The organism is Rania fehmarnensis, assembly GCF_056494185.1.
In genome coordinates, this window is record NZ_CM151398.1 from 7,445,453 (window position 1) to 7,470,620 (window position 25,168).

The 25,168-nt window shown below is 55.3% G+C and carries 16 protein-coding genes; 7 read left to right on the top strand and 9 right to left on the bottom strand.

The features are described from left to right. Positions 1-16 precede the first annotated feature (16 nt). Entirely contained in the window at positions 17-1,153 is a 1,137-nt protein-coding gene (locus tag SH573x_RS25325) for a cellulase family glycosylhydrolase (RefSeq protein WP_479350838.1), read from the bottom strand. A 49-nt stretch (positions 1,154-1,202) separates the two neighbouring features. Further along, the gene (gene eutB, locus SH573x_RS25330) at positions 1,203-3,473 is read right to left on the bottom strand and encodes an ethanolamine ammonia-lyase subunit EutB (protein ID WP_479350839.1); all 2,271 of its coding nucleotides are present in this window, start codon (positions 3,471-3,473) and stop codon (positions 1,203-1,205) included. A gap of 162 nt (positions 3,474-3,635) precedes the next feature. On the opposite strand from eutB, the gene SH573x_RS25335 reads away from it, so the two are divergent. Both SH573x_RS25335 and SH573x_RS25340 read left to right on the top strand, forming a co-directional pair. Next, entirely contained in the window at positions 3,636-4,037 is a 402-nt protein-coding gene (locus SH573x_RS25335) for a hypothetical protein (protein WP_479350840.1), read from the top strand. A 567-nt stretch (positions 4,038-4,604) separates the two neighbouring features. Continuing rightward, entirely contained in the window at positions 4,605-6,197 is a 1,593-nt protein-coding gene (locus tag SH573x_RS25340) for a hypothetical protein (RefSeq protein ID WP_479350841.1), read from the top strand. Between the two features lie 247 nt (positions 6,198-6,444). On the opposite strand, the gene SH573x_RS25345 is transcribed toward SH573x_RS25340, so the two are convergent. Further along, on the bottom strand, positions 6,445-7,812 hold the full coding sequence (locus tag SH573x_RS25345) for a Gfo/Idh/MocA family protein (RefSeq protein ID WP_479350842.1): 1,368 nt from the start codon (positions 7,810-7,812) through the stop codon (positions 6,445-6,447). Positions 7,813-8,483: 671 nt separating this feature from the next. Here SH573x_RS25345 and SH573x_RS25350 point away from each other — a divergent pair. Next, positions 8,484-9,239 carry a glycosyltransferase family 2 protein gene (locus SH573x_RS25350; RefSeq protein WP_479350843.1) on the top strand — a complete coding sequence of 252 codons (756 nt, stop codon included), beginning with the start codon at positions 8,484-8,486 and terminating at the stop codon, positions 9,237-9,239. Then, on the top strand, positions 9,224-10,939 hold the full coding sequence (locus SH573x_RS25355) for a hypothetical protein (protein ID WP_479350844.1): 1,716 nt from the start codon (positions 9,224-9,226) through the stop codon (positions 10,937-10,939). The genes SH573x_RS25350 and SH573x_RS25355 overlap by 16 nt, the downstream gene beginning before the upstream one ends. On the opposite strand, the gene SH573x_RS25360 is transcribed toward SH573x_RS25355, so the two are convergent. From SH573x_RS25360 to SH573x_RS25370, 3 genes are all read right to left on the bottom strand, one after another. Further along, positions 10,851-12,308, bottom strand: a complete 1,458-nt coding sequence (locus SH573x_RS25360; RefSeq protein WP_479350845.1) for a hypothetical protein — start codon at positions 12,306-12,308, stop codon at positions 10,851-10,853. The genes SH573x_RS25355 and SH573x_RS25360 overlap by 89 nt on opposite strands. A gap of 148 nt (positions 12,309-12,456) precedes the next feature. Continuing rightward, entirely contained in the window at positions 12,457-14,262 is a 1,806-nt protein-coding gene (locus SH573x_RS25365; protein ID WP_479350846.1) for an apolipoprotein N-acyltransferase, read from the bottom strand. Between the two features lie 89 nt (positions 14,263-14,351). After that, a complete protein-coding gene (locus tag SH573x_RS25370) occupies positions 14,352-16,754 on the bottom strand; it encodes a DUF4159 domain-containing protein (RefSeq protein WP_479350847.1) in 2,403 nt (800 codons plus the stop codon). Positions 16,755-16,940: 186 nt separating this feature from the next. On the opposite strand from SH573x_RS25370, the gene SH573x_RS25375 reads away from it, so the two are divergent. Next, entirely contained in the window at positions 16,941-17,951 is a 1,011-nt protein-coding gene (locus SH573x_RS25375) for an AAA family ATPase (protein ID WP_479356807.1), read from the top strand. A gap of 18 nt (positions 17,952-17,969) precedes the next feature. Here SH573x_RS25375 and SH573x_RS25380 read toward each other — a convergent pair whose 3' ends face one another. The 3 genes from SH573x_RS25380 to SH573x_RS25390 form a co-directional block, all read right to left on the bottom strand. Then, positions 17,970-19,337: a sensor histidine kinase gene (locus SH573x_RS25380; RefSeq protein ID WP_479350848.1), complete on the bottom strand. Its 1,368-nt coding sequence runs from the start codon at positions 19,335-19,337 to the stop codon at positions 17,970-17,972. Beyond that, on the bottom strand, positions 19,334-20,542 hold the full coding sequence (locus tag SH573x_RS25385; RefSeq protein ID WP_479350849.1) for an outer membrane protein assembly factor BamB family protein: 1,209 nt from the start codon (positions 20,540-20,542) through the stop codon (positions 19,334-19,336). The genes SH573x_RS25380 and SH573x_RS25385 overlap by 4 nt, the downstream gene beginning before the upstream one ends. Before the next feature lie 150 nt (positions 20,543-20,692). After that, positions 20,693-20,869, bottom strand: a complete 177-nt coding sequence (locus SH573x_RS25390) for a Flp family type IVb pilin (RefSeq protein WP_479350850.1) — start codon at positions 20,867-20,869, stop codon at positions 20,693-20,695. Positions 20,870-21,163: 294 nt separating this feature from the next. Here SH573x_RS25390 and SH573x_RS25395 point away from each other — a divergent pair, with 294 nt between their 5' ends. Then, positions 21,164-23,410 (top strand): outer membrane protein assembly factor BamB family protein, encoded by a 2,247-nt coding sequence (locus tag SH573x_RS25395; protein WP_479350851.1) that lies wholly within the window; start codon positions 21,164-21,166, stop codon positions 23,408-23,410. 36 nt (positions 23,411-23,446) lie between these two features. Next, positions 23,447-25,102, top strand: a complete 1,656-nt coding sequence (locus tag SH573x_RS25400) for an outer membrane protein assembly factor BamB family protein (RefSeq protein ID WP_479350852.1) — start codon at positions 23,447-23,449, stop codon at positions 25,100-25,102. Positions 25,103-25,168 lie beyond the last annotated feature (66 nt).

The window sequence follows — 25,168 nt, forward strand, 5'->3', positions numbered from 1 at the left end:
AACGCAAGAGTGAAGGTTACCTTACCCAGTAATAGCCTTTGGCCTTGGCGTCGCGAATGATGTAGGCTCTGAAATTGAATCGGAATTCTGTGGGCGAATCGGAATTCCAGTGGAACCAACTGGTATGCATGCGTTCCATCGATTGAACCCCAAAGCGATCGCCGTCCAGACCTCTACCATCGGGATCGTAGCTGCCGTTGATCAAACCGGCAGGAAAGTTTTGCTCGGTGTTGATGACGGTAAAGTTCCGCATCAATTGATAGATGGTTTTGCTTTGGTTGTCTTCGGGGTAGTTCCAGTTGTATGGATGAACACCCAGCGATGCATTACCAAAATCGATGCCGGCGCTCTTCATTTCCATAGCCACGTCGAACATGGTGCGGCCCCTGGTGGTGTAATGCGTTGCAAACGAGCACACGACGATATGTGTGCGCGGCGCCATGGCTCGCACCTTTTGGAACAACACCTTCAAATAGCGAATATCGGTCGCATCATAATCATCGGAGCTCCACTTTACGGGCTCGTTGGCCAATTCATAAAACACGTGCGGGCGATGCGCGTAGCGCGGTGCGACTAGATTCCAAAATCGATTGATGTATTGCCACGTTGCAGCTGGCGGAAATTGACCATCCTCATCAGCCGGTTGCGTGTAATCAGGGTCATGATAGTTGCCGACATCGTGATAATTGATCATCACAGCCATGCCATGCGCGGCTGCTTGATTGACAATCAAATCGAACTCGGCCAGCATCTCGGCTGTTTGCCTGGCGTCATACAAATCCGTATACGGATAAGGCTGTTTGGTACCGGGATCGCCATGTGAACGTTGCCAAGCATCAAAGGCCACCAGCCGTACCGCATTGATACCAACCGCCTTCATGTCAGCCCAATATTTCGGGTCGCTTAAATGCGTCGAAAGACCTTGATCCCGCTGAAACTTATAACTGGATACCGAGATACCGCGCAGCAACTGGCCGTTACCATGCCGCACGGTTCGCGTTAGTCCCGTGCGTGAAACTTTTACCCGCGGAGGATCGGTGATCGATGCCACCGCTTCGGCAATGGCCTGCTCAGGAGAAGCAGGTAAGTCAACTTGGCCAGGCAGTGCGAAACTGGCCAACGTAATCAAAAAGGCAAGGGTGTTTGTGTCCATGCACGAAGTATAGTCGACCGCCTGCCAGTTCCAAGTTTGTTTTCGCCGTTCAAACTTCAAACAGCCGCTTGATTTCCTTGGCCGCCTCGACAGGTTTTAGTGCTGTTGTGGCAATGCCGCTGACCACGCGGGTGATGTTGTGATCGACTTGGTTAGGTTGGGACCAGGCAGCGCCCTCAGCCTTGGTAAGGTAGACAGACATCGTGTGATGACCGCTACCGGGTCGTTCACCAATGATATGCACGATCGTTCGCGGACCAGCCAATCCCCCGAAGAGTGTTTCGCCTGTGCGGTACCCTGCGCGTACACGACCACTGGTTACCACCAGATGATGTGGCGCCAGTTGTAAACCGACTTCGTCGGCTACCTTGGTAATCGCTGTTAGCAGGGGCAGCAGATTGCCTGCATCCATCAAGGCCAACGCGTTCAGTCCCTCAGAAATTACAATCTGCGTATCGTACTTGCCTGCGTACTGGTTCTTCAGTGACAACAGGGCGTTAACCGAATCAGCTGACAGTCGTTCACCAGATTCAGGGTGCCAGATATAGTCGGTACGATCTTTGGAATTGGTCGCCAGCGGCATCGCCGTTGGAATCGATTTGACGAACTCCTCGCGCCACTCTTCCCAGATGCACTGCTTGGCGTCGGTGTAGATACGGTTGATCTCAGCGGCCAACTGCGGTGCCAACTCCGAGGGCCGCGCGCCCGAACCACGGGCGATGAATACTCCACGCTCGCGCACGGCGGTTAATTGTTGCTCGGCTTCGGCGCGAATCTCACTGGAGGGGCGCTGGTCGCCCTGCTTGCGCAGATACTTTTCGTAGACCCAAATGGGATCGCCAAAATGTTGAGTCGGATGACCTTGATCGTCGATAACTTCTAACTCTTGGAAGAACCTGGCCATGGCATCGTTGACCCGCGTACCAAACTTTTCGCGCAAGCGAACATGGTCTTGATAGCCAGTGGTCAAGTAGCCCAGCATGGGATCGATCTTGGTAGGCAAGGCCATCAAGTAAGCAGGACAAGCAGGTGCGATTTCATTCAAGCACCAATCGAGATCCGCCAACGTCACGTCCATGTGCAATGTCGAACACACATCCAGACCAATGGTCAAGCCATGTAGCTTGCCCATCACCAGGTCTTCCAAACAACACCGCACCAATTGTTCACGCGTGCGAAATACCTCGGGGCCAATAAAGCCCGCCACATCGTTGACGTGTACCCAAGCCTCCCCACCACGAACCTTGGCTACTTCATAAGTCAGCGAACGGGCCAGGCCGTATTTGCGGGATTCCAGCAAAACCATATCACAACCATCCGCATGGCCGTTGGTGAAGTCGGCTCCTTGCCCGGTTTCGAAGTAGAGTCCAAAAGGACCGGTGCGACCGCGAGCATAGTTGACCAGCTTGTCCACGGACACATCGAAGGTTGCGTTAGCCGCATCGTTGCCGGCGATGCTCTGAAACCACAGCGCCGTTGAACCCGGGGCATTGAGTTCAACCTCGGCTTGCACATCGATGTGTGCGAGCACACAGTGCGGCATCAATTGATCGATGCCAAACGTCTTGAGCACATCCTGCAGCGTGCGCTCAACAGCCAGCACCGCTTCCGGATTGCTCGACACAGGATTGGTACCCAGCAGCACATCACCCACGGCATAGGCAAAACCATCGAAGACCTGCCAGCGAATATCATCGACATTGTCGGTGGGCGAATTGGGTTGAATGCGCGCGCCCAGGTAACCACGAGCTCCGATTTGGCTGCCGGGCAACGCGTTGAAAACTTTTGCGCTAACCGCAATCAGTTCGTCATTACTCATCAGCTTGACGACTGCGGCGATACAATCGCTCGCTAGTCCCGGCTTGATCGCATGAATGTGTTCTTCACTTTGAGTAAGCAAGAATTGCTTTAGTTCGCCCAGCGTCATCGACTCGGGCAAGGCTTGCTGGGGTGCGGGGCGGCTGCGATCAATGGTCGTGGCCACCTGGTCGCGATGCGGCGTGCGCTGGTCGAAAACTCTCAGACGCGTGGCTGCCAACAATCGCCGTGCATGCTCGCGGGACTCCTGATCGGCGGCTGCTACGCCGACTGTGGCATCGCCTTCTTTGAACTCGTTGGCGGCCCCCAGTAATTGTTTGTAGAGAGTTTCATCCCAGGCGCCGCGGAGCCGGCGAATGTAACTTTCCACATCCTCACCCGGCAGCGGTTTTTCGACCGTCACTCCAGCAGCCGGAAGGTTGGTACTAAGATGGAGCCAACCGGCCAGCCCAACCGTGGTGGCCGCAGAACTCTTCAAGAAACGGCGACGATGAAGGCCCATGAGATTTAAACTCGCATCCATCAAATAGTTTATACATCAAGTACTTTGCTGGACCACCAGACAAATCCGCCGCTTGTAATCATAATGTAAACGTTCCAATCAAAACGCCCCACGCTGACTGAAATCCCGTTTGCACTTTTTTGACGTAAGATCAGGCTACCCATGTTGTTCTCTCGATTGTTGGTAAGCGTATGTTTCTTGTGCGTAGTGAGCTGGTGGTTGCCAGCGGCCCAGGGCGACCAGCCGCGCGTGTATCGCGGTCGTTGGCAGAGTCAGTCGACTGGCCATAGCGGACCGATGCGGGTGCGGATAACACCGCAAGCCGACGGCAGTTACGACGCGCGCTTCAGCGGCCGCTTCTTATTGGTGGTCCCGTTTACTTACAAAGTCTCGATGCAAGCTCAAGGCCATCCGGGCGCCGTTCAGGGTCTATCGGCTAACAAGCAATTGGGACCGCTGCTGGGTGGCTACCAGATGTCGGCCACCATGGAAAGTTCGACCCTGTCCGGCTCCTTTAGCGCCGCCGGCGACACCGGTCAAATACAAATGCAGCGCGTACGCTGACAGCAGTAGAGCGGCTGTCCCCAGCCGCTCAGCACCTTCTAACCAAATTCTCCACCGACCGATAGCCGCCGGGAGGGCGAAGGTCCTCCTGAGCCCAACACCGCCCAAAACGACGGACAACGTACCGGGGAATCTTAGGGCTCGCACCATCGCCATTGCGTCACGCGGTGTGACGAAACTTTATTAGAGGGTGCTGAGCAGCTGAGGACAGCTGCTCTACGCCAACGGACAAAGTCCCGGGGACCCACGCGCCATCGCCACCACCGACACGCGGTGTGACGAAACGTTGGTTAGAGGGTGCTGAGCAGCTGAGGACAGCTGCTCTACGAAAACGGACAAAGTCCCGGGGAATCTTAGGGCTCGCAGCATCGCCATCACGGACACACGGTGTGAAGAAACTTTGGTTAGAGGGTGCTGAGCAGCTGAGGACAGCTGCTCTACGCCAAAACGGGCGATCTGCCGCCGGAACTATTTAGCTCTTGTGGTGTTAGGAGCATTAGAGAGTAAGATGGGCTACAGGCCCGATCGACAATTTTTCGGGCATTCTCGCATTTTGAGGCTGGTACGGTGAAATCCAAAGCAACCCTGCTAAGCACGCTAGTTCTGACGCTGAGCACAGTACTGGGCACGCCTGATCTGTGGGCGCAACGGGGCGACGACCGTGGTGGGGACCGCGGTGGTGAGCGGGGGGGCCGGGGTGAACGTGGCGGCGATCGCGGTGGGGACCGTGGCGGTTTTCGCGGCGGTGGCTTTGGCGGAGGCGGCTTTGGCGGCCCGGGCGGTGGATTCGGCGGAGGCGGTTTCGGCGGCCCTCCTGGCGGTGGTTTTGGCGGCGGTGGTTTTGGCGGCGGTGGTTTTGGCGGTGGTGGTTTTGGTGGCGGTGGTTTTGGTGGACCCATGGGCGGCGGAGGCTTCTCGCCAGTCGACATGCTGCGTCGCTTTGATCGCAATGCCAACGGCATGCTCGACCCCGAAGAACAAGAAGGACCCGCTAGTTTCTTTCTCAGCCGCATGGCTCAGAACAACCCACGCATTGATCTATCCAAACCCATTTCGCTGGATCGACTAGCTGGAGAAATGGATCGCATGCGTTCAGACCGCATGGGTGGCGTTCCAGGAATGGCACCGGGCGGCGAGAGCGATGAACCGACCGAACCTGAACCGCTGGTACCTGGCTTTGATAAAGTCGAAGAGAAAGTCGGCGTGCCGGGCTTTGGCATTCCCGACGAAAGTGCCATGATCAAAACCGAGGAACGCGATCTGCGCGAAGCCGAAGAGCGCATTCGCCGTTACGATTCCGACAGAGACGGGATGCTCTCCACTGAGGAGCTGCAGCGCGGTCGTTGGCCAGAGGATCCGTTGACCTATGATCGAAACAAAGATGGCAAACTAACTAAGAACGAACTGGCCGTGCGCTATGCCAAACGCCGTTTGGGTGAACAAGGCGCACAAGGCGGCAACAACAATGATCCACGCTCACGATTTGCCGGAATGAGTCCTTGGGGCGGCGGTGGCGGAGCTAGTCCCTGGGGTGGCCGCGGTGGTTTGGGTGGCGACAGCGGCGGCTGGGGCGGTCGTGGTGCTGGCGGCGACGCCGGCGGCTGGGGCTCACGCGATGCCGGCGGCGACCAGGCCAAAGAGGAGAAGAAGGATCTGCCCAAGAGCTATCGTAATGCGAGTGTCCGCGACAAGTCCGACTCGACCAAGGGACTGCCCGATTGGTTTGCGCGCAGCGATGCCGATGGCGATGGACAAGTCCTGATGAGCGAATACAGTCCTACTTGGAACGCCGATAAAGTTGCCGAGTTCGCCAAGTTCGATCTCAATGACGATGGCATCGTCACTAGTCGCGAATGTTTGACATCGCTCAAGAACGGCAGCAGCTCGGTACCAGCCATCGCTTCGAGCTCTTCGAGCAGTGCAGCTGGCAGCCCGGCGTCCAGCAGCGGCTCTGGGGCTTCGATCGTCAGCGGGCCCGGCACCTCCACCGATGAAGCCACGCGCAAGTGGGGACAACGCATGATGTCCAAGTATGACAAGAACAACGACGGACGCTTGACCGTCGACGAATGGTCTGCCATGACCGTTAAACCCAAAGATGCCGACGGCGACGGAGTCATCACGCTAGAAGAATACATCAAGTCGCGCACCAGCAAATAATATCGTAGCGGAAGCCGTCAAGGCTTTCGTCGCTACTAAACTTTTGCAGGCATTAATCCTGCCGTCTGCGAAACAAGACTCCATTGCTTTGGAGTTCAAAATGGCTGGCGACGACCGCTCTGTATCATCGAAAGCCTTGACGGCTTCCGCTACAAACACAAGTAGCCGAATCTTGCGATTCGGCTACTTGCGTTTGGGGTTGGGTGTGCGGCAATTAGCTAAAAGTACCTAGCTGGCGGCTAGTGACTTACAGCACTTTCTTGATGTCGCCGCCCGGCTGGATGACTTCGTAGAAGCCATCGGCATCGGGCATGATCGGTGCTGGATCGTCGAGCGATTTGATGGCATCGAAGTCGGCTAACTTCAGATCGCTGTTGAGCACTTGCTTCCAAGTCAATTCACGACCGCTGTAGGTGGCCATGCGGCCCATGATGGCGGTCATCGTGCTCTCTGCACCGTATTTGCCTTCCTGCGGCTTATTGCCGGCGCGAAGCTCACGGAACAGATCGTGATGCTCTTCTTGGTGTCCGTTGCGATTGCCTTCGCTCTTCCACACCAACTTGTTATTGTTGTCATAGATCTTGGCGCCGCTGATGTCGCACCAGCCTTTGGTGCCGTGAGCAAACTCGCTGACCGAATTCCAGCAGTTCGGTATGTGGCGGCACATGCTGAGCATCTTCACACCGTTGGGGTAGGTGAATTCGACGGCATGATGGTCATAGATCTGACCATAGTCTTTGCCGGTGCGAACCTGGCGACCACCCATGCCTTCGGCCTTTTCAGGTGGGCCGTCCATCAACCAGTTGATCACATCGATGTTGTGGATGTGCTGTTCGACGATATGATCACCGCACAACCAGTTGAAGTAATACCAGTTGCGCATTTGGTAAGCGAGTTCCGATTGACCTTCTTGTCGGTTGCGCACCCACAACTCAGCCTGGTTCCAATAGCAACGACAGAAGATGATATCGCCGATTGCACCATTCTTCAGTTGGTCAATCGTTTCTTTGTAAGCGACTTCGTGATGCCTTTGCAGACCAATGGCAACCGCCAGGCCCTTTTCTTTGGCCTTCTCGTTGGCAGCCAAGAATCGACGCACGCCTGGAGCATCCGTAGCGATCGGCTTTTCAGCAAAAATGTTCTTGCCGGCTTCGACGGCGGCTTCGAAGTGTAGCGGACGGAAGCCTGGAGGCGTGGCCAGAATCACCAAATCGCAGTCGGTATCCAGCACGCGCTTGTAAGCATCCAAGCCGACGAACCGCGTGTCATCGGTTACATCGATTTTGTCTTTGTGATTGCCTTGCAGTGCGCGATAGCCCTGTTGCAAGCGATCTTCGAAAACATCACCCATCGCCACCAAACGCACATCGCCGCCCGTGGTGTTCATCGCTTGCTCGGCGGCTCCCGAACCCCGACCGCCCGAGCCAATCAGGCCGATCTTGATTACGTCAGAGCCATACGCATGGGCGGCCCGCGCGATCGGCAAACTACCGACCATCGCTCCACCGGCTAGCAGCATGGAGGAACCCTTAATGAAACTGCGGCGCGAAGCGCTGTCCTGAGCGGGTTGGGAATTATTGTCGCTGGCAGGTGCTTGAGGTGCTTGGTCGGTCATCTTTTTTACCTTCAACTAACTGGCAAGTACGTCAAATTTTTCCGGACGGAGGTGTCTTGTTGTATTACTTTAACGGACACAGGCTGGAAGCCTATGCCACTTTAATGGACACAGGCTGGAAGCCTATGCCACATGGAAGCCAATGCCACACTGGGTTGCGGCAGAGGAAACAGGACGTGCGAAGCCGATAGCGTGCAACGGGGGTGCTGCACTGAGTGATAAGAGAGAGTTTTAGTTGGCAATACCAGCTTCGCACGTCGGTGGGACAGCTCGAAATGGGAACAATCAACGATACCGATACCAACTGTCAGTCGCTGAATGGGTACCGTCGCGAATAACAACCAAGGGAACACGTCCGCCAACTCTGCCAAAGGATAACCCAATCGCGATCCTTTCGCAACTAGCGGAGACGCCTTTCGCGACAACATTCGCCCAAGGGAACAATTCTTAACATTAGAGCAAAGATTGACTTTGCCAGTTGCAGTGACTCTCGGCCAAAAACGGGTCGCCTCACCCTCCGTTGGGATTCTGCTCCCGGTGCCAGGTGGTTTTTCGTTGACCGCCAGGGGCAGTCACCTAGAATGTCCTGTGGCGCGGGCTGTTCAGTCTGTGCACCGAAGATATAAGAACCGCACGCCTGAATCATCCATCGGGTAGAGGACGAAACTGTCATGGCAAGTAATTGGCTGGCCGCCTTGCCGGTCTACAACGAAGCGAACACCGTCACCGACGTTCTGCAGCAAGTCTTCGAGTACGCGGACAATGTGCTAGCTATCAACGATGGTTCCAGTGATGGTACGGCTGAAAAACTGGAAGCGGTCCCACAGCTGCGCGTGGTTCATCATCCACAGAATCGCGGCTATGGCGCGGCTCTAGTATCCGCGTTTCAGTATGCTATCGAGCATGACTTTGAGTTCCTGGTGACGCTTGACTGCGACGGCCAGCATCAGCCCAAACGCATTCCGCGATTTGTGGCGGCTTGTCAAAACGCTGATATTGTTTCGGGTAGTCGTTACCTGAAGAAATATCCAGGCGATAGCCAACCGCCGGCTCAGCGGTTGTTTATCAATCGTCAGATCACGCGCCAGATCAATCAGCGATTGGGATTGTGCCTGACCGATGCCTTTTGTGGCTTCAAAGCCTATCGCGTATCGGCTTTGGCTCAGTTAAATATCACGGACTTCGGCTATGCGATGCCACTGGAACTGTGGGTCCAAGCCTCGATGCTTGGCATGCGCATCATCGAAGTGCCGGTACCACTGATCTACTTGGATCTGAATCGTTCGTTCGGCGGAGCCCTGGACGAGGCTGAGACGCGTTTGCGATATTACAATGAATGCCTGGAACGCAGCATTGCCGCCATGCAAGCTCGTGGATACCAATTGCCTGCGCACGACCGAGTTTGCAAAGAATGTCAATGTCCGTAATGGCCAAGCCCAAATCGTCCACGCCTGAACGAAGCCACTCACCTCAGTACCGCGCTCCCAGCGACAATCGCCAGTCACTCATCACGCCCTCTCTAGCAGCAATGCTGAGAGCCCGGCGTGGGTTTGCACCACAGCCGCTAGAGTTTGAACGTGATATGGCGCGTGTGCAGATCGCTGGTACTGCGCTGGCCGACTTGCGCGCACTTGCGCGACGTGATGCCTGGCAGGCAGCCCTCCGGTACACGCGGAGTTATCGCGATCTGTGGTTGCAGGACCAGAAGTCCGATGCCATGGCTACGGCAACTTGGTTAGTGGCTGGACATCAACCGGAGTTATTTCATCCCGGAGTGTGGTTTAAGAATTTTTTGCTCAGCCAGGCGGCAGGCGATGCTGGCGTCGTACCGCTGAATCTGGTGATCGATAATGACCTGTGTCGCTCGCCCGCTATTCGAGTTCTAAGCAGTCAAGCAGCATCCGATTCCTATCAAGAGCAGTTTCGCACGGAGAGCATTGCGTTTGACGCGCCCTCGCCGGCAATAGCCTGGGAATGTCGATCGATCCTCAATCATGATCTGTTGGCATCTTTCCCCCAGCGAATTGGTCGCGGGTTGATGGCCGATCTGCCTGCCCCACTAGTTGGCAAACTATGGCCGCATGTAATGACAGCCGCCAAACGTACAGGCCGCTTGGGACTGGCCATTGCGCAAGGCCGACATGCATTTGAAGGCGAACTGGGACTCAAGTCGCTGGAACTGCCACTAAGTCAACTTTGCAGCCAGCCGGGTTTTGCCAAGTTTTCTCTGGCGATCCTTGCCGATATCGCCCGCTTTCAACAGGTTTACAACCAGCAACTGGCCAGCTATCGCCAACTCAATCACATTCGCAGTCTGTCGCATCCAGTGCCCGTGTTGTCCTCCAGGCACGGTTGGCTGGAGGCACCCTGGTGGGTTTACCGGCAATCGGAACCAACGCGGCGACGATTGTTTGTGCGTTTGGAGGGCGATGACCTGCTGCTGAGCGATCAAGCCGGCTGGCAAGCAACAATTGAAGGCCCACTCGATAGCGCTGATGCAGTATCTGATTGGCAAAACTTTGCGATCGATGATGTAATGCTGCGCCCGCGGGCCTTGATCACGACCATGTTTGCACGACTGGTCATCAGCGATCTCTTCATGCATGGCATCGGTGGCGGCAAATATGACCAACTGACCGACGCACTTATTTCGCAATACTTTGGAATCGCACCGCCGCAGATGGTCGTGGCCACTGCGACGTTGCACATGCAATTGGGCGCGCATCGCCCGAGCGAATCGATCAACGACAATCGGGCCACCACCCAGCAGCAACAAGCCACCGCCTGGAACCTGCGGTATCACCCCGAAGCGTTTGTCGATGCCAGTAGCAGTGAGATTGAAGAATTGCTGAACGCGAAACGTGAATTGCTCGCCAATATTCCACCGCGGGGCGAGAAGTGGCAGTGGCATCACGAGATTACGCGTGTCAACAAGCGATTAGCGGAACTAAACCAGGGAGCACAGCAACAATCCCAATCGCGACTGCAAGAACTGGCCGCTCGTCAGCGTCAGTTGAAGATGGCCTTCTCGCGCGAATTCAGTTTCTGCTTGTTCGAACAGAGTTACGTCGTCGAGGCCCTGAAGCAGTTAGCAGCGGCGGAGTTTGACAGCGTCGCAGCCAAATAACGGGCCAGCGACTCTCGTGGGCCAGCGATTGTGCCTGATGCTCGCTTTCAACGAACAACACCAAGCTTTCAGTTGGTACATCGACCAGCCGTAAGTCGTTGGGTAGCCGCCATTCGCATTCGCTCTGCCAATCCTGCTCCGACGACTTGGCCGATCGGCGCTGGGCCGGCTGGTAGAACGCTCGATCGGCTTCCGACAATTGCTGATACAAGCGGTCGTCGCCATAAATAACCGGCTTGGCGCCAACCTGCTGCAAATAGTCGCGACGAATCAAGAGCCCGAAAGGCTCCCAATCCCAACGCCCCAGATGCGATTGAAAATTTCGACGCGCCAGCAACTGGGGCAGAGGCACAGCGGAGAAACTCAGGAGTGGCCGATCGCCACGCAGTAACTTGTGGCTGGCTCGCAGTCGGCCTTCACTGAGAATCTTCAACAGAGTTTGAAAGGCACTGGGCTGGTGAAAGCGGCCGCTGAGCAACGTATCCAGAAGCGCTCGATGGTCGAACCAACGTTCGGCGATACCCTGATCGCTGTGGGCTCGGTCGCTGCGTCCTGGATCACCGCGGACACAGTGAGCCAAGTACTCAGCCCAATTGTGCATCATTTCAATCGGAGCAATCAACTGCGATAACGGCTGGACAGCGGTATGGGGCCGGCGACATTTCAGCGGATGTTCGCGGCCCGTGCAATCGGGTTGGGATGAAGCAGGTACAAACCAACCAACCGCTTGCGGGTCGAACCTCCGCTGCGAACAAGTCTTGGATGTCGGTGTTGTTGATGTGCGATTCAGACGCACCGAAACAGTGCCCACAGGGAACCGCGAATCTTGCAAACGCCGTTGCATTAATTGATCGAGCGTTCCTCGGGTGCGCACGTTCAAGGCGATTACGCTATGCCCAAGAACCATGGCCACTCGGTCTTGGATCGGAAACTCTTCCATCCCTGTTTCAGCGGGTGTCAATCCCGGCGAGATGCACAGCCAATTCCGCAGTGAATCACTGTTAGCATCGAGTTGACGCTGAACCTTGATGAACCACTGATACACGCTCGTTGACTGATCCACCTCAACATGGAGTGTGGATAGATGACTGAGCATCGTTCCAGCCTGGATCCAGGTCGCTGTTGTGGTACTAGGTACAATCAGGCACGTTCGTTGTTGTCGCTCGAGCAATTGCAGAGCGCGCGTCAGCCCATTGGGCCAATCACGAAACTCACTCTGCGTTTGACTGATGCGCGAACTAACGATACTGGACCAACGACTAGACCTATCGTAGTGTGCCCGATGGACCAGCATCCAGCGCTCGCCCAGCCAGGTGCGAAGTAACCCGGCATCAATGCCAGGTAACGTTTGGGTCAGGATGTAATCCATGATTACACAATGCTCAAAGGGGTTCTCTCCTACTCCTACTCCTACTCCTACTCCTACTCCTACTCCTACTCCTACTCCTACTCGCAGTATTTACGAGTAGAAGTACGAACAACCTTGCACGCCCGGGCCCTTCTTTGCAATTGGTTAGTTAATGTGCGCGCTTCGATCTCTCCCAACCAAAAGTCACCAGAGGTGACACGAAACAAATTATCGCCAGGCACCACGCAGGCAAATCGCCCCATAGTTGCGTTAAGCCCCAGCGGCTGTCGCGTTTGGGTTGAGCGATAATGTAACCAGGCTGTAAACGCTCGAGCCGCTCGATGATACGCCCCGAACCGGCTATCCAAGCGGTGATGCCAGTGTTGGCCGCGATGATAAACGGCCGACGCAGTTCGATGGCAGAGAGGACCTCACAAGCCAAGTGATGATCGAGCATGGATGAACCGCGGAACCAACTATCGTTAGTCACATTGACGAGCACATCGGGATCCTTGTCGATGGCTTTCAACGATCGCAACTGCCAGGCCATGGTTTGCGGCATCATGCTTTCAAAACATATGCTCGGGGCGAGCACAACCTGGCCGATCTCAAAGGCGCGAGCCGTCGTGCCCGCATCCGTCGGCGCTAGTCCGAAGGCATCGCCTAAGAATTTGAGTGCCCATCCCAGCGGAATGTATTCTCCAAACATGACCAGGTGCATCTTCTCATAACGATTGACAATCTGGCCAGCGGGATCAATCAACAGGGCGGCGTTGAAGCGATTGACCTTAGTATCGTGCATGTCCATCACATCGTTGCCGACCAGCAAATGCGGTAGCGCGGCAATACTGGCATCGGATCCAATCGCGGCAGCAGGCACAACTTGCCCTGCGCTGGCAGCACCCGGTGGGTCAGCCAGCGCGACTGCTGTTTGAACCTGGCGTAAATTATCTTGCAGTTCGCGTGTCTTCCGTTGAAACTGCTGTTGCAGGTCGGCCACTTTATCGCGCAGCGCGTAACGATCGTAGTTGAGATCCTTCAGCTCTTTGGGAATGTCGCGAACGGTGTGATCCTCGGTCCAAGGAATCATGGCCGTATAAGTCGACTCGGGCCAAATGATGACATCAATTTGCGGATGCGACTTCCAAGCTTCGGCACTCTTGCCTGCGTACCGCGTCCAAGCCTTCAGTAAGCGATCGGGGTCAGCATCGAACATCGATGGCGTATTCTCTTGAATGAGCGCGGCGTTCAGCAGGGGCTGGCCAGACTCTTCCAATCGATCGCCTTCGCTCGTGCGATAAGCACCATATCCCAGCAGCAGCGTCAGCCAGCATCCAGCGACTACCAGGTCCGACAGCGGTCGCGGCTGCGCACGGGCTACCGAACCTTGAACCAAACGATAGATAGCGACCGAGGTAGCCAGCATGATGAAGCTGACTCCATATCCACCCAACTGATCGGCCAGTTGCAGCACCAGTGGATTCAGATACTGCGAATGCGCTAGCGTCGAAGCAGCATAGCCTGTCAACAAATAGCTGCGCCACAGTTCCAATCCAGTCCAAGCGATAGGCGCAGCCCAAACCAAAGGCACCTTCCAGTAAGTCGTCAAGTTTCGCGCGATGGCCACAAAGAGCGGCACATAAATAGCCAAATACAAACTGAGCGCTAGCCAACCAAAGTACAAAGGCCAGAAGGCTAAACGAATGCCTTGCAGAATTGCCAACCAGTAAACGCAACCTGCCAGCCACAGTATGAAATACCCCTGCCTGCCTGGGCTGGCTGGCCGATCGATCAGACTGATCAGCCCCAGCGGGGCCAACCATGCCAGCACGCTCCAGCCTAGTGGCGGCTGCGCAGCCCACAGCGCCACGCAACTAGCCAGCGCCGGACCACCGACTGAACGCCACACATTCTGTTGGCTCTTTCCATCAGCCGCAGACGCTAGCCGCGGATCTGGGACCGTATTTTCCTGCATCACCGATTGTCCTTTTTAGCCTCAGTGCTTTTGCGACGCGAGCGTCGTGTGGTGGTGTATCGAGAAGGGTGGGCGACCAATGCCTGCGGTTATTGTTGTAGCGCAAACAGGATGATGTTGATGCCAAGTCGAGCGGCGTCATCGCGCACATAGCCTCGGCATTGCAGTGAGTGTCGACTCTCCAGCGCACAGCTCATGTCTAGGGGTGAAAACACAACTGAAATCAAATCTCCATTACGAATCACTTCTAACTTGGGGACTGTTTTCCGCTCGCCCGTGATCAATTTGTTCTGACCCGGAGTAGGATCGAGTATGGTGACTTGCCGCACATCGTAACCTCGATATTCGGCGGTTAACATTGGATGATTGCCCGATAATGGCTCCAGCGGTTTACCAGGCAAGATCAAATCCATTTCGCGCCGGAAACTGACGGCGAAATCTTCGTTCGCGCAAATGGCATCGGCGAACAAGAATCCACCGTTTTCAAAGTAACGCCTCAAGGCAGCTCGTTGTTTTTCGCTCAACTTAAACGTACCGCGACCATGCATGAATACGATTGGATATTTTTCCAGTTCGGGTTCCGAGATGGAAATCATGCGGTGTTCGTTGCTGATCTGGAACGGGTTCTCGCGGTCTAGCCAGAGCATCAAGTTTGATAGTGATCGCGGCGCATCGTCAGCACCGGCACCGTGTTCCAGCTTGGGAATCAACAGCGTATTGCGATCACCGGGCGGCGAAGGCAAATCACCTTCCAGCACCGACACTGCATCGAGTTTTTCTTTCAACTGCTTGCCCGTGGCAAAGGACAGGACATTGATACCAATCTTGGTAGCATTATCCAGTTCGGCTTGCGTCTTAGGTGTGTGAGTTAGCTTGAGACCATACGGCGCATTCAATTCCCAGCGGCATGAAAGACTGATCGGGCTATAAACCAAACCCAAGCGACAGCACGATTGCACTCCGTACAACCAGAAATCGTGCGGCAAGTTCTTGGGATCAACTCGCGCTTCCACGCTCCAGATTGGATGATCGGGTGACAGCTTTTCTAGCGGTTTATCAAAGGTTTCCACCACAAATTTTTTGAAGGACTCTTCGAAGGCTGCCCCCATACAACCGTCTTGATCGCATGCCTCAGCAAAGATGAATCCACCTTGTTCAACATACTCACGCAACTTGTCGCGCTGCGCCTCGTTGAGTTCTAGCGCTTTACGACCACTGATGAAAAGCACCGGCGTCTCGAGCAAATCAGCCACACTGGCATCGGCGATATCGACCGTTTGCCAAGCCAGCTCGCGCTTCCAGACACTTTCGGTGGCCATGGTCAAATGTTGCAACGCCTGACGATGAATGTTCCAGTCCTCGCGATTGCGAGGGCTATGCTCCATTCGGCTAATGACCACCTGTCGTTTGCCTTTGGCGAGAAACAGCAGGGCCAAAGCAGTGTTGACTTGTGGATCGCGCTCTGCGGTGGAATGCGAATTGAACAAGCCTCCCGGCTGTTGATGACCAAGCAATTCGGCCGCGCCCTCGCGATACCAATCGGCGTTGCCAATAAACCGGGTGCCCGTCATTCGGCCGGCGCGCTCGAGCGCATACAGATAATAAAAGTGCCAATTGCTGTGCATGGGATTGGTGTTGACCGCAAAGTTAGCGGAAAGCCAACGCATGGCCGCCTGCAATCGATTTTTACGGTCGTCGCCACCTCCGCAACAAGCGATCTGCCCATTGTCGATCTGGGCCTCTAGACTGCTCAACTGACTGGCCGTGATGATCAACGAGGCAATGCCCGCGCAGGTCATGCTGCCTCGACTCCCCGGTTCATTGCGATAGGGAAAACCACCGTCGTCAGCTTGGATACTATGCCAGTACTTCTCGGCATTGGCGTAACACTCGTTCCAGACGCGTTGGCTCTGTACCGGATCGTCGGCCAGTCGCACACCGACGCGCTGACCTTCATGCAACGCCAACAGCGCGAACTGACTATTGGATGGATCGGTGTTACCCTCGGGATAGCCCCAGCCGCCGTCTTCTTGTTGCATCTTGACCAGCCATCGACAATTCCTTTCGATGATCGGCAGATCCTCGGCAGCTTTAGAACCCAGCGCACAGAAGACCATCGTATGCAACGAGACCGTATACGTCATTTGCGGCTCGGCTCGACGCAAGTAGTTGAGGGCTTTGCGCATTTTGACCGAATCGGCTTTTTCTCCGCAGTTGAGCAAGGCCAACACCACCAGTGAGCTGGCTCCGTAGTTGTAGCCTCCATATTCCGGCCAACCGCCATCGGCATTATCGGCTTGAACATTCCAGAGATAGGTCACGCCCCGCCGGATCGCCGCTTCCACCTTGGCGCTATCCAGTTGCTTGGCACCGCCGGCCCCAGCAGGCAAAACCCCTTGAGCTTGCACACTTTGGGTAAGCCAGGGCAATTGAATCGCACCGCCCACCCACGCCAGGAGCGCCAGCACAAAGGTGAACGACGTTCGATGCATGGCTGGTCCCCAGCGAAGCAAATTTCGGTAACAATGTGTCATGAGCGATGCTTTTCTGCGCGTGGTCGTCTGCGGTGCGAGCAGTCCCTGCGTCAAAAAAGAGAAGCCCGCTCGGTGACTACATACTTATTATAGTGCCTCGACAAGGTCTATTGCGTGTCGACCAAGCCCAAGAACATCGGTGATCTGCTTCGCGAGTTCCGTGAACACAGCTCGGTCATGCGCCAAGAGCTGGCCAAGGTCGTGATTGGCCAAGAAGAAGTCATCGAACAATTGCTAGCAGCCATTTTTACCCGCGGTCACTGTTTGCTGGAAGGTGTGCCGGGTCTGGCTAAGACGTTAATGGTCAGTTCGCTGGCCCGCATTTTGGATGTCGGCTTCAAGCGCATTCAGTTCACGCCTGACCTGATGCCCTCGGACATCACGGGCACCAATGTGCTGGACGAAGATGCAGCGGGCAAGCGCGAATTTCGCTTTGTTGAAGGGCCGATCTTCACCAACATTCTGCTGGCCGACGAAATCAACCGCACGCCGCCCAAGACTCAAGCTGCTCTGTTGCAAGCCATGCAGGAGCGCGAAGTCACCGTTGGTCGCTCAACCTACACCCTGCCCGATCCCTTCTTTACCATCGCTACCCAGAACCCGATCGAACAAGAAGGCACCTATCCGCTGCCGGAAGCCCAGTTGGATCGCTTTATGTTCAATATCCAAGTCGGTTATCCCACCGCCGATGAGGAAGAGAAGATTCTGCTGGCCACCACTCGCAATGAAAAACCCGAAGTCAACAAGATTCTCACGGCCCGGGCAATTTTGAACATTCAGAAACTTGTTCACAGCGTGGCCGTCAGTCCGCACGTGGTGAAATATGTGGCTCACCTGGTACGCGCCACGCGGCCAGCTGACGAGCGGGCGCCCGGCTTTATCAAAGACATGGTCGATTGGGGTGCCGGTCCGCGGGCAGGACAGTTCTTGATCAACGGGGCCAAAGCGATGGCAGCTCTGGATGGTCGATTCAGCATCGACTTCGGCGACGTGCGTAGGATCGCAGTGCCCGTCTTGCGACATCGCATCAGCACTAACTTCCAAGCTCAAGCCGACGGTCTGACCAACGAGAAGATTATTCAGCGGCTGGTCAAAGAGCTGCCCGAACCAGCCATTCCGAAGTTCGCCACTCCGCCACCACCGCCTCCTGCTTAAAGCTTCCGAGCTCAGACATCAGATTTCAAATTCGAAGACAGTGCGTTGATTGATTCGTTGCCACCGAACAGTGCCACCTAGTACTTCAGCAGCGGAGCGGACGACGGCCAGTCCCACGCCCAGTCCTTCGGGTTTGCTGGATACGAACGGATCAAATATATGTTCGCTCATCTCTGGTGTTGGTCCTGGCCCTGAATCGCTGACAGTGATGCGCGTCTTATTGGTTGCCGACAAACGTTCAGTCTGCACCGTCACATCGCCACTAGCACCAGCCGCATCGAGTGCATTGAGCACCAGGTTCATGACCGCCGAGCGAAGGAGCTGTGAATCCTTAATGGTGATCGACTCAGCTTGCGCATCGCGCTGCCACTTGAGGGAAATGCGACGATGCTGAGCGATCGTCTCGAGCAACGATTGCGATTGATCGATGACTGCCCAGAGCGGCGCTGCTTCGATTGTTTGCTTTCTACCGGCGGCGGAGTGCAAGAGTTGCTGGATGTAGGCTGCCGTGCGGGCCAGTTCGCTTTCAGCCACTGCCAGGCTCTCTTGATTGCTGAGCGGACAATCGCGGCGATGGAGTTGTACCGCCAGGTGAATGCCGGTGATGGCGTTGCGAAGTTGATGTGCCAGTCCGCTGGCGACTTGGCTGAGCAGTCGCGAGCGTTCGGTTTCGCGAATCGTGCGCCACATGCTGCGCAATTCGCTAGCCATGCTATTAACCGATCGAGCCAAGCTGGCCACTTCGTCATCGGGTCCGGCGATCGTTACTTCTTGCAATTGATTCTGAGCGATCCGTTGCACCTGCCGCTCAACATCTCCGATGCGATGCACTAACCGCTGGGAGACAGCCAGGGCCACCGCGCCAACCAGCATCAATGTAGCCAGGCCGGTCAGCAGCGGCATCAGCGCCAATTGCGTGAGCTGTTCCTGTCGTTTGGCTTGCGGTTCCAACAAGATCATCAACCGATCTGGGCTCGATGGTCGCAGTAGTGTCGCTACTCGGTAAAACTGCTCGCCCAGTTGCAGTGGTTGACTGAGCGATAGATTGGTAAAAGTCCGTTGGGCTGCGTCGTGCAGGCTGAGTTGTGCCAATACTTGCGTGGCGTTTGCCTGGTCGATACCCGCGCTGTGTGCGCGCAAGTTCGCATTGCTGTCACAGACGACGAACTCTAGTCCACTGATGTTCCGCAGTATCTCGAGCACTCGCGCATCGATGGGAAATGACGTATCGGCCAGCGTCTTGGAAACGGTCGCCAGTCGGGCTCGACTCTCGGAGGCCGATTGTCGATCGGCCCATGAAAAACTGAGTGTGGCCAGTCCAATAGCCGCAATCAAACAGGCTCCTACCAGCGGCAGCAATACCTGTCGATTGAGCGAGGCGGTCATTTGCCAACACGAATAAGAGTGGAATCGCTGCGAAACAAAGCACAATCAGCGTGGAGTGCGGGCGTAGCGCGGGTCGTTTCACCTAGAGCCACTTTGCCGAAGTTATGGAACTGGCTATCCGCGGCCAGGATGGTGACGATGCCCTCTTCGCTGACACCGATTAGTTTATCGCCGGCGATAACGGGAGAGGAGGAGACATTGCCACCGATACGCTCGCTCCACAGCACTTCGCCTCTGGGTAGCAGTACGCAAGAGACGATGCCTTTGTCGTCCCAAGTGAACATGAACTGACCTATGCCCACCGGCGTGGGCACATAGGGGGCGGCTTTGCGCATCTCAAAAACCAATTCATGGCTGCGATTGGTATCGACCGCAAACAATACGTTCCCTCCACCACCGGAACCTTCTGTACCTATAGCCAAGCCACCGATGACCACTGGGCTGGAGACGCAGCGTTTGGTAAAGGTCTTGCGATTCCAGACGCGCTCGCCGGTTCGAAGATTCAGAGCAAAGAGACCTTCACCCGTTTCGTTCATGAGTAGTTGCTTACGGCCCGCTTCATCTTCGATCACTACCGGCACGCCATAACAGACACGCGTCGTGCGCAGCGGTGTTTCCCAAATCGTTTCGCCGGACTTGGGATTAAACGCGGTGATGCGAGACTGACCGGGATCGACACCAGCGGGCAGCTCTTCAGCATCTTGACTGTTAACAAGAATCAGTTTTTCATCGGCCAGCATCGGAGAGTTACCAAAGCCATGTTGGCTGAGGTAACGCTCCATAGTGCGCGACCAAAGTTCCTTGCCATCATGCGTGAAGGCTTTCAGCACGACACCGTCTGGCGCACCCCACGCAGCATACACTGCGCTCTCATCAGCGCAGGGTGTCGAGGAGGCATAACTGCTGCGGGCATGCAGCGGATGGGGACTGGATGGAAAGCTGGCTCGCCAGCGCTCGACGCCGCTTTTCAAGTCGTAGCTGAGAAGATAGCGCTCAGCCGTATCTGGGTCGGCGCTCATCACGTAGACAGCTTCGCCATGAATGATGGGAGAGCCGTTGCCTTTACCAGGCAAGCTAACGCGCCAGGCGATATCCGTATCTTTCCACGGCAGCGGAGCGGCGCACTGGGCGACCACTCCCGAACCGTTTTCGCCGCGAAAGCGACTCCATTCTTGCTGGCCATAAACTGCACCAGCAGCGAGCAAAAAAATCGCGATTGTAGTAATGCCTAGAAGGCATGGCTGAGGCGGGAGGTGAAACATCGGAGGAGCTCAGGTCAGATAGAGGTGACAGGCGGCCTCCGATATTGTAACAGCTCTCCAATTGTCAGAGTTCAAATTTGAAATCCTGGGCGATTAGCCACCCAATTGGTTGGCGACGTTCGTAAACGTCGTGCGGGCTCGGCTGCCGATGGATGTAATGGCACCCAAGCAAACAACCACGATCAGGGCCAGCATTACAGCGTATTCCACTGCAGTTGGGCCATCTTCGCTGGTGAAGAAACGGACGAGTTTGCGGTTCAGATTCTGCATTTTGGCGTACTCTAGGGCAGGGAACGGGTTAGAAAAGCAACTTCTTATAGAAACCGTAGGTTGTGTGAGATGATTGTCAAATGAAATCGTGGAATCTCGACATTGTTAATGCCGTTTAACTGGAATTCGATTTAGTTTGACTACGCTCGATGACGGGATTTGACCAGTGCGGTTGGAGTTGTTGAGCCAGCCTCCTCTTTTGCCCCACCTTGCAGGTTGTACGGACTTTTGAAGATACTAGGGGTCTGCAGGAGATCGTTCCATTGAATTCAATCGAGTAAGGGTGGGATCGAGATGACGCGTCTGGATACTCTGTGGCGACATCTAACCAGTGTCGCTAACAGTCGTTGGCAATATGGTTTCGGATTATTGGTTATCGCCTTGGTGCAGGTGGCCGCCGGCTTCACCGTGGCGGCCGATCCGCTGGACTGGCCCATGTGGCGCGGGCCAGAAATGAATGGTGTCTCGCGCGAAAAGGACTTGGTGGATAAATGGTCTCCCAAGGGTGAGAACTTGCTGTGGTCTAAGACCGAGTATCCTTCGCGATCGACGCCGATCGTGATGAATGGCAAGATCTATCTCGTCTGCCGCCACGAAGCTGAAACGACCAAGGAAGGTGAAAGCACCGTCTGCTTGGATGCAGCTACGGGCGAGCTCGTTTGGGAAAGCGTTCACAATGTGTACCTCTCCGATGCCCCAGCCGAACGCGTGGGTTGGTCGAGTGTCGTAGGCGATCCGACCACCGGCAACGTATTTGTGCTCGGACTGGGTTGCCAATTCCAATGCCTGGATGGCAACACCGGCAAGCTCATTTGGGAACACTCGATGAGCGAAGAGTACGGCATGCTGAGCACCTACGGCGGTCGTACGAACTTTCCAGTCGTCTTCGATGACTTGGTGATCATCAGCGGTGTGATGACGCAATACGGCGAAAATGCCATTCCAGCTCACCGTTTCGTAGCGTTTGATAAACGCACCGGCGCGGCAGTGTGGTTCATGAGCACGCGATTGCGGCCCGAAGATACCACCTACAGTACGCCGATCTTTACAACTTTCAATGGTCAAGCCGCGATGGTCGTGGGTGCCGGCGATGGTTCAGTCTATGCCTTCCAACCTCGCACCGGCAAAACGATCTGGAGCTATCACGCTTCGACCCGCGGACTTAATTCACCACCAGTAGTCGTCGACAACATTGTCTATATCGGCCACGGCGAACGCAATGTCAGCAACACTGATGTGCTGGGTGCGGTGCTGGCTTTTGATGGCCGAGCTGAAGGTGAGATCGGCGAAGACAAATTACTGTGGAAGATCCCCAAGAAAACTGTCAGCCGTTCCGGAGCGGCCGTGATCGGCGACCGTGTCTACTTCATGGAAGACGGCGGACAAATGCTGATCGTCGACCGCTCCAGCGGCAAGCTGGTAGGTGAAAAGAAACTGGGACGCATCGTCTTCAGTTCACCTGTCACGGCCGATGGCAAGATCTATGTCACCGAACAAACCGGCAATTACTGGGTACTGAAGCCAACGGAAAATGGCTTAGAAGAAGTTGCCCGCGTGCGTCTCAATGGCGAAGAGATCTTTGCGTCGCCCGTTATTTCGCACGGTCGCATTTATGTGGCCACGACCAAGGCACTCTACTGCATCGGCAAGGAAGGCAGCCAGCCTCAAGCCGATCCCATACCGCCTCCGCCGGCCGAAACACCGCGCGATCAAGACTTGCAGATCGCTCACATTCAAATCGCACCGGTTGAAGCCACCGTCAAACCCGGTCAAGAGTTTAAGTACCAGGTGCGGGGCTACAACAAGATTGGTCAGTTCATCAAAGTCATCGACGATGCCCAGTTCGCGGTTGAAGGCCCTGCGGCAGTTGAGAGCGGCTCTTTCAAGGCCAATGCCGATGCGGCCCACCAGGTCGCCAAGGTCACAGCCAAAAGCGGCGAGTTGACTAGCGCGGCCCGAGTTCGAATTATTCCAGTGCTGCCATGGAAATTCGACTTCAATGACAAACAGGTTCCCCCCACCTGGATCGGAGTTGCTTACCGGCACAAACCGATCGATTTTGAAGGTGAGTCCGTACTAGTTAAAGTAAAGACGATCCCCAAGGGAACCCGCAGTCAGAGCTGGATGGGTTGGACACGCTTCCACGATTACACCGTGCAAGCAGATTTCTATGCTCCCAAAGATGGCGAACGACGACCCGACATGGGCCTTATCAACCAGCGTTACACCCTGGACTTGATGGGCAACAATGAACTAGAGATTCGCTCCTGGACCTCGCGTTTGCAGTTGCGATTCGCTAAACGCATCCCATTCGAATGGCAAAACGACAAGTGGTACACCATGAAATTCCGAGCTGAAACCGGTGCTGGCGGTGTGACGCTCAAAGGCAAAATCTGGCCGCGGGGCGAAAGCGAACCAGAAGCTTGGAGCATTGAAGCCACTGACGAGACGCCCAACTTGCAAGGCAGCCCTGGAATGTTCGGCAACGCCAGTGTGGCTGAATATTACATCGACAACGTAACTGTAACGCCCAATAGTTGATATCTAAAATTTGAATTTGAAATTAGGTTAACCATCATGCGAAGACTTTGGCTTTCCCTGTGCCTCGGACTGGCGGCTCAACTAGCCACCAGTGCGGGCGTGCATGCTCAGTACGATCCGACTGCAGAATCTTTGAAGCTCATCAAGGAACTGCAGGTCGGTCCCAAGGATTGGCCTCAATTCATGGGTTCGTCCCTACGTAACAACACACCTGATGCGACGAACATTCCCACCGAATGGGATGTCGAATCGGGCAAGAACGTTAAGTGGTCCGCTGCCCTCGGCTCAGAAACTTATGGCAACCCAGTGGTTGCCAATGGACAAGTTTATGTGGGTACCAACAACGGCCATGGATATCTGAAACGTTACCCAGCGACCGTCGATTTGGGTTGCCTGGTCTGCTTTTCAGAGAAAGATGGCAAGTTCCTGTGGCAACACTCCAACGAAAAACTGCCCACCGGCCGCGTGCATGACTGGCCCGATCAAGGCGTATGCGCCGCTCCGCTGGTCGATGGAGAAAAGCTATGGTACGTCACCAATCGCGGTGAAGTGGTGTGCCTGGATACTCAGGGCTTCCACGACGGCGAAAACGATGGGCCATTCAAAGAAGAACCCAACGAGAACAAAGATGAAGCTGATGTGATTTGGAAAGTCAACATGATGAAGCAACTGGGCGTATCGCAGCACAACATGTGCAGCTGCTCAGTCACTTGCGCTGGCGACATGCTGTTTGTTAACACTTCCAACGGTGTGGACGAAGGACACGTTAATCTGCCGGCCAGTAACGCACCAAGTTTTATAGCTATGAGCCGCGAAACTGGCAAAGTCTTGTGGACCGACAATTCGCCGGGCCCCAATGTCCTACACGGACAATGGTCTTCGCCAACCTATGGCACACTGGGCGGCCAGGCACAAGTGATCTTCGGTAGTGGCGATGGCTGGCTATACAGCTTCGATCCAGCTGGCGAAAACGGCAAAAGCAAACTGCTGTGGAAGTTTGACTGCAATCCCAAAGATTCACTCTACGTGCTGGGCGGCTCCGCCACTCGCAATCACGTTATTGCTACGCCAGTTATCTATGATGGTTTGGTGTATGTCGCCGTTGGTGAGGATCCAGAACATGGTGAAGGCAACGGTCACCTGTGGTGTATCGATCCCACCAAGCGCGGCGACGTGAGCCCCACCCAAGTCTTTAATTCGAAATCACCCGAAACGCCGATTGGCCACAAACGTTTGCAAGCCATGGTCGCAAAAGACGGTGACTTCCAACGCGACAATCCCAACTCGGCGGCAGTATGGCATTACGTCGGTGAAGACCCCGAAGATTTCCCCAAGACCATGCACCGCACCTGCGGTACCGTGGCCATCAAGAATAACTTGCTGTTCATCGCCGACTTCAGCGGTATGTTCCATTGTTTGGATGCCAAGTCGGGCAAGCCTCACTGGACCTACGACATGTTCGCCGCCTCCTGGGCCTCACCCTTGATCGTCGAAGATCGCGTGTACATCACCGATGACGAAGGTGAAGTCGCGATCTTCAAACTGTCGGATAAGATGGAAAAGATTAACGAGTTCAACATGGATAGCGCTGTCTTCACCACACCCGTGGCCGCCAATGACACGCTGTTTATCGCCAACCGCAATCGAATCTACGCCATCGCCGAAGGCGCTCAAAGCGAACCTGCCCAATAGCTGGTTAAACCGTGGGCGTTTAGCCCCGGTTCAACTAAACCGTGGGCGTTAGCCCCGGTTTTTTAC